Consider the following 6,672-nt stretch of genomic DNA (forward strand, 5'->3'; position numbering starts at 1 on the left):
CAGACCATGAAGACGAGCAGCAGGCACTCGGCGAGGACGAATCCCAGACCCAGATCGCTGTCGTGGTCGAAGAACACGGTCTGGACGGTCAGGAACACCACCGCCAGGGCGGGCAGAACGGCGAGCCGGATGCCGGTGGCCCTGAATCGCCCCTGCCGGTCCACCGCACTGTCGCCCGCCGGGCGCGGCACGATGTTCGGGTAGTCGATCGGTTTGCGTACACCGGGTTCCGGGGACCAGGCCGTGCGCTGCGGTCCGCTGGCCCGGCGTCGGCGTCGGTGTGCCCACTCCCGGCCGAGGAGATAGCCGCCGTCCAGCAGCACCAGGAGCCAGAGTGCTCCGACCACCGGGAGAGCGACGAGCAGCACCGGCACGCGGGTCAGCAGAGCCGTCGCCGTCCAGGCCGCCAGGGCGGCGGAGGCACCGGCGACAACCTGAATCCGTCTGGCAGTCCGCATGCTCCCCCTACCCGCACGGCGCGAGGGCGAGAGTACCGAAGATTGCCCGGCCCGGAACCTCGAACCTCCAAAGATCCGTTGCGGCCATGGACCGGGGCTCCGGGCCGGGCCCAGGCTCCCGCTTGCCGCCGACCCCGCGCACGGTGGAGTGGGCGTGGGATCCGGTCGGCCCGCAGGTCCTGTCCGGCTGGGACGACGGCGCCGCCCGGCCTCTCAAGCCCTTCGGAACACGGTCATCGAGTGGCCGACCTCCTCGACCCGCCTGCTCGTCGCCAGCAGTGTCTTCAAGCGGGTGCCGGCCGTGTCGATCGCGGTGTCGGAGACGACCAGGAGTCCGTGTACGCGGGACGCGGGTACCTTGCGGGGGTCGGCCGCGTGGATGCCGTAGGCGGCGGGTAGGCCGGCGCCCTTGTAGACGAGCCACACCTTCTCGTGGGGGTAGTGCCCCTTCAGCCGGTCGGCGAGGCGGCCGAGGTCCTGGCCCCAGTCGACGTTCGAGTCGTGCAGCCGCAGATAGGTCTTCTCCGGGCCGCCGAACGCCTCGTTCGAGTACGGCAGGTAGTACGGATACGTCAGCAGCGAGCTGACGGCCACGAACAGGACCAGCGCCGCCGTCCCGGTCCGCGCCCGGTTCGGCCACCGTCGGCGCACGGCTCCCGCCCACGCCGGCCGGCCCTCCGCTTCCGGCCGGCCCTCCGCTTCCGGGCGGTGCCCTCGCACGGCGACGGCGCAGCCCGCCGCGACCGCGAGGAACATCGGCACGAACACGGAGTAGCGCACACCGAGATCGCGGGAACCGGTCATCGCCGAGGCCAGCAGCAGCGCCGGGGGGACCAGGAGGTACGGGGCCGCGGGGCGCAGCCGGCGTACGGCCAGGAGGGTGAGCGAACCGGCCGTCCAGAGCGCCATCATGCCGAGCGGGGTCTTCACCAGCAGCGCCGCCGGCAGGTAGTACCAGAGAGACCCATGGTAGAGCCGGCCGAAGAGGAAGCCCTGCCAGCTCGTGTTCTCGAAGCCGAACTGGACCCGCATCCCGTCCCGGTAGGGCTGTGGCAGGGGCAGATGGCCGATGAGCAGCGCGCGCAGTCCGTGCACGGCCGGGAGGTCCGGGGGCGCCGTCCAGCGCAGCCGGGGATCGACGGCCAGATAGGTCGCCCACACCACGGCGACGACCACCAGGGCCGTCCCGGCGACGGCCGCGGCGGCGAGTCCGAGCAGCCGGGCCTTCGCTCGTGCGTCGCCCGTCGGTGCCGCGCCCGGGTCGGCGCGGCCCGCGTGCCACACGGACACCACCGCGAGGAGCAGCACCACGGGTACGGCGGGCAGCATGCTCATCTTGGTCGCCACCGCCGCGCCGAGCGCGACGGCGGAGAGCGGCACGTACAGGAACGGCCGGCGCCTGGCCCGCCATACCAGCCACACCGACGTCAGCAGGAAGCCCGACGCCGGCACGTCGAGCGTGGCCAGCGAGCCGTGCGCGATCACGTCGGGCGAGAAGGCGTAGAGCGCGAGGGCCACCAGCGCGCCCGTACGGCCCGCGAGTTCACGGGCGAACGCGAGGACGACGAGCCCGGACAGCAGCGTCAGGACGATCACCGGCAACCGCGCCCACAGCATCACCCGCCAGGGATCGTTGCCGGACTCGTACAGCACGTGCCGTCCGAGCTCGGTCTGGTCGCCCGTGAACGCGGGGTCGAGGTGCGGGTGCGCGAACAGCAGTCCGGTCCCGATGATCAGCTTGCCCAGCGGCGGATGCTCGGGGTTGTAGCGCAGGTCGTGCTGCTGGACGTAGACCGTCGCGGTGCCCACGTACACGGGCTCGTCGATCGTCGGGGTCTGCTCGACGGCCGTACTGACCATGGCGACGGCCATCTGGACCAGCAGCAGGGCCACGGCCACCACGAACGCGGCGCGTCTGTGCCGCCGCAGTAACCCGAGGAGCGTGTGCGGCGTCACCGCGCTGTTCACCGGCACGCGCTCGTCGTGCCTGCTGGCCAGGAATGTCGGCATGCCCTTTGTTACGTCCGCTCCGTACGAGCCTGCTCACCGGGCGGCCCACGGATTCGGGTACGCGCCGAGGCGCCGGCCGGATCGTCCGGTCGGCGCCCGGGCAGGGGAGTCACGAGTATGCCCGGCGGTCAGTAGGGCGAGGCCGGGTCGCGCGGCGTGACCGCCACCGCCCGGCGCAGGGCGGACCGCCAGGCGAAGGCGATCGCGAGTTCGACCAGGCCGATCAGCACCATCCACAGACCGAGCAGCCGGGTCAGGGCACGGGCCGACTCGGTGGGCAGGGCCAGGACGACGATGCCCGCGATGACGCCGATCGCCGCCCCGCACAGGACGAAGCCGCGGTGCGGCAGGTCCCTGGAGGAGAGGGCGGTGTACGCGGTCAGCACACCGGACACGAGCCAGACGACGCCGAGGATCAGGGAGAGCGCGGCGATGGTCTGCATCGGGTTGCGCAGACACAAGACGCCGGCCAGCACGTACAGCACCGCGATCAGCAGCGTGGCGAACCGGTTGCCCTGCTCCCGGTGGCCGAACACGGACACGAACCGGAACCCGCCGATGACCAGCAGGTAGAGGCCGAGGAGGACCGCGAGGACGTGCAGGGTCTCCTCCGGCCAGACCAGGACCAGGATGCCGGGGATCAGCGTCGCGACGGCCGAGCCGAGGAGCCAGGTCCAGGAGGCGCCGACTCGGTCCAGCAGCACCACGGGGTCGCCCGGGGGCGCGGAAGCCGGGGGGCCGGGCCCGGGCTCCGGCCCGGTGTGCGGTGCCGAATCATGCGATTCCGTCATGGTTCCTCCTCACGCGGTCGAGCGGATCACGCGGTCGAGTGGACCGGTCGCGGGCCACCGACGGGACGGTGGGTGGATTCCCTTCGTCCACGGTCCCGCGCGCCGGGCCCCGGCGGCTCACCCCCGGCGGGTGATCCTCGCGGTCACCCCGGCAGTTGGCGCATCTCCACGACCCGCAGTCCGAGTGACCGGCAGCGGGCCAGCAGCCCGTACAGGTGCGCCTCGTCGACGACGGGGCCGAACAGGATGGTCTGACCCGAGATCAGCACGTGGTCCATCTCCGGGAACGCCTCGGAAAGCGTCTCCGACAGATGTCCCTCGACACGGATCTCGTACTGCATGCGGGCTCCCCCCGGCAGGCGGCCTGGGGCGGGCGGACGGCACCCTTTCCCACGATCATCCGCCGCCCCGCCCCGCCCGCCCTCACCCGCAGGAGGTGAACCTGGGACCGGGCGGCCCCCTCGCGCCTCAACGCCTGTCCCCCCGCCTCAACGCCTGTCCGGGCCTCGCGCGTCCATGCCCCGTCCGGGCCTCCCGCGTTCACGCCTGTTCGAGGGGCACGGCCGAGCCACCCGTGCCGGGTTCCTTGCCGCGGCCCGTCCGCCCGGTCGGCAGATGCGTCGTGACCAGGAAGCTAGCCAGCGTGATGCCGCCGGCCGCGAGGATCGCCGCCTTCAGGCCGCCCAACTGCGCCGTCGCGTAGGAGTCCGTGACGGCGTCGACCTCGGCCGGCGGCAGCCCGGCCTGCTCGGCCGCCGAACGCACCTGGTCGGTGGGGACGAAGCTGATGCCCGCCTCCAGCGCGATGCCGGTCTTCTCGCGTGCCTCCTGCGACACGTCCGGATGCTTCGCCACCTGGGTGGTGAAGGCCTGGGCCAGGGCGCCGACGAGGATCGACCCGATCAGCGCGGTGCCGAGCGCGGAGCCCAGGTTCTGGGCGGTGAACTGGAGCCCGCCGACCTCGCTGCGCTCCTCCTCGCCGGCGCTGGACTGCACCACGTTGCCGAGCTGGGAGGCGAGCAGCCCCATGCCGACGCCCAGCAGGGCCATGGCCCCGGCGAACTGGGCGTCGTCGATGACCGGTTGGATGGTGGCCAGCAGCCAGGTGATGGCTCCGAGCAGGGTCAGCAGGGCCAGTCTGACCACACGGCGCGGCCCCATCACCCGCCCCAGCCTGGAGGCCAGCACGGAGGCCGCCAGCATCGTGACGGACACCGGGAGCAGCCGCAGGCCCGTCTGGAACGCGTCGAATCCCTGCACCACCTGGAGATACAGCGGGATGGCGAAGAACAGCCCCAGCAGGATCAGGTTCTGGCTGACCAGCGTCAGCAGACCGGAACGCAGGGGCAGCCGGTGCAGCAGCGACAGATGGACCAGCGGGTCCGTGCCCTGCGCCTCCCTGCGGCGCTCCCACTTGGCGAAGGCGGCGAGGACGAGCACCCCGGCGGAGACGACGAACAGCGTCGGGGCGAAACCGAGGACGGTGAAGGGCGGGTTGCGGGGCTGCACCCACCCCCAGGTGCCGCTCTGGAGGACGCCCAGCACACCCAGTCCGAGTCCGGCCGCCGACAGGAAGGCGCCCACGCCGTCCAGCCGGGGGCGGGACTCGGGCCGGGGCTTCTCGGGGATCGCCCGGCGGAAGCACAGCATCGCGACGACGACCACGACCTCGCCCGCGAAGACCAGCCGCCAGGTGAGGTACGTCGTCACCCAGCCGCCCAGCAGCGGTCCGACCGCGATACCGGCGCCGGCGAGCCCGCCGATGACCCCGTAGGCGACGGCACGGTCCCGCCCTCTGTAGGACTCCGCCACCAGGGCCGCCATGGCCGGCAGCACCAGGGCTGCCCCGAGGCCCTCGACGACCGACCAGCCGAGTGCGAGCATCCACAGCGTGGGAGCCACCGCGGTCAGGGCCGACCCCACGCCGTAGACGACGAGTCCGACGAGGAACAGCCGACGGCGTCCGAGGATGTCGCCGAGCCGTCCGCCGGTGGCCATGAAAGCGGCCATGACCAGCGCGTAGAGCGTGATGACGGCCTGGATGGCGGTGACCTCGGTGTCGAAGTCCTCCACGAGCTGGCTGATGGACACGTTCATGACGGACGTGTCCAGGACCATCAGGAACTGGGCCGTCCCGAGCACGGCCAGAGCGCGCCAGTGTTTCACCGGTGACCACCTCATCGATCCGGCCCGCGAGGCCGCTCTGCCGGACGGCGGAGTCCGGTCCGGCTCCGCGTCCACGGCATCTCCATGGCACCCGGAGTCACGCGTCCCCGCCATCCGGGGATCCGCTCCCATGGCACCCGAAGCGGCGTGCCCCGCGCCTCACCCGCGGCGGGGGACCGAAAAGCCTGTCTTGCGACATTCGGGACAGCGGGTGACGATCAGTGTGCGGGGGTTACACCGGGGAGGGAGCCGTGGACCCGGACCACATCGGATCGGACGCGTCGCCGCTGCCGAGACATCGCGGAGGCAGGACCCCATGGCCGGGCTGCTGACACCGGGTGGTGACCCGCTGCTCGCCGTCCGGTTCACCGTCCCGGACCTGACGGAGACCTTCGTCCGCAGGCCGCGGCTGACCGGACGCCTCACCGAGGGCGTGCGGGGTCCCCTCACGCTGGTCAACGGGCCCGCGGGCGCCGGGAAGACGCTCCTGGTCGCCCACTGGATCTCCACGAGGGACCGCCCGGACGACGTGGCCTGGCTGACCGTGGAGCACGAGGACACCGGCCCCGGCATCTTCTGGACGTACGTCCTGGAGTCCCTGCGGCGCCATGGAGCGGCCGTCCCCGACGACATCGGCAGCCCGTCGAGCCCCGGCGACGTGGACCACTCCCTGCTGACCCGGCTGGCGGCCTGGCTGAGCGAACGCGCGGAGCCCGTGATCCTGGTGCTGGACGAGTTCGACCGGGTGGGAGCCTCGGCGGAGGTCGCCGACGAGCTCCAGTTCGTCCTGCGTCACGCGGGCGGCGGACTGCGGCTGGTCATCGTCAGCCGTACCGAGCCACAGCTACCGCTCCACCGCTACCGGGCCGCCGGAGCGGTCGCCGAGGTCCGGGGCGCCGACCTGGCGTTCGTCCCGGGCGAGACGGCGGCCCTGCTGAACCGTCACGACATCCGGCTGTCGGACGAAGGCGCGCGGTCGCTGACGGAGTGGACCGGAGGCTGGGCGGCCGGACTGCGCCTGTGCATCCTCGCGGCCCAGCACGTCGACGACCCGGACACCTTCATCAAGAACTTCGAGGCGGGCCAGAGCACGCTCGCGGACTTCCTGCTGGCCGAGGTCCTGGAAGCGCAGGAGGAGGAGACACAGGATCTGCTCCTGCGGTCGAGCATCCTCGGCCGCTTCTCGCTCACGCCCGCGAGGCCGGCCTCGATCTGGCTGATCTGTGCGGGGCTCACTCCGAGCAGTG

The 6,672-nt window shown here is 72.3% G+C and carries 5 protein-coding genes and 2 pseudogenes; 1 reads left to right on the forward strand and 6 read right to left on the reverse strand.

All coding sequences use genetic code 11. From position 1 onward, the window contains the following. From ACWEBX_RS36125 to ACWEBX_RS36145, 5 genes are all read right to left on the reverse strand, one after another. On the reverse strand, nt 1–458 hold a 458-nt coding region (locus ACWEBX_RS36125), incomplete at its 3' end, for a hypothetical protein (protein WP_451888985.1). A 213-nt stretch (nt 459–671) separates the two neighbouring features. Further along, the gene (locus ACWEBX_RS36130; RefSeq protein ID WP_451888986.1) at nt 672–2,468 is read right to left on the reverse strand and encodes an ArnT family glycosyltransferase; all 1,797 of its coding nucleotides are present in this window, start codon (nt 2,466–2,468) and stop codon (nt 672–674) included. Between the two features lie 128 nt (nt 2,469–2,596). After that, nucleotides 2,597–3,259, reverse strand: coding sequence for an HdeD family acid-resistance protein (locus ACWEBX_RS36135; RefSeq protein WP_451888987.1), 663 nt, complete (start codon nt 3,257–3,259; stop codon nt 2,597–2,599). 143 nt (nt 3,260–3,402) lie between these two features. Continuing rightward, nucleotides 3,403–3,600 carry a hypothetical protein gene (locus ACWEBX_RS36140; protein ID WP_151467062.1) on the reverse strand — a complete coding sequence of 66 codons (198 nt, stop codon included), beginning with the start codon at nt 3,598–3,600 and terminating at the stop codon, nt 3,403–3,405. Between the two features lie 199 nt (nt 3,601–3,799). Next, nucleotides 3,800–5,425, reverse strand: a complete 1,626-nt coding sequence (locus ACWEBX_RS36145) for an MFS transporter (protein ID WP_451888988.1) — start codon at nt 5,423–5,425, stop codon at nt 3,800–3,802. Nucleotides 5,426–5,741: 316 nt separating this feature from the next. Here ACWEBX_RS36145 and ACWEBX_RS36150 point away from each other — a divergent pair. After that, nucleotides 5,742–6,188, forward strand: a pseudogene (locus tag ACWEBX_RS36150) (AAA family ATPase); the annotation flags it as partial. A 401-nt stretch (nt 6,189–6,589) separates the two neighbouring features. Here the strand turns inward: ACWEBX_RS36150 and ACWEBX_RS36155 are convergent. Further along, nucleotides 6,590–6,672, reverse strand: a pseudogene (locus ACWEBX_RS36155) (transcriptional regulator); the annotation flags it as partial.

Source organism: Streptomyces sp. NPDC005070 (assembly GCF_053600395.1).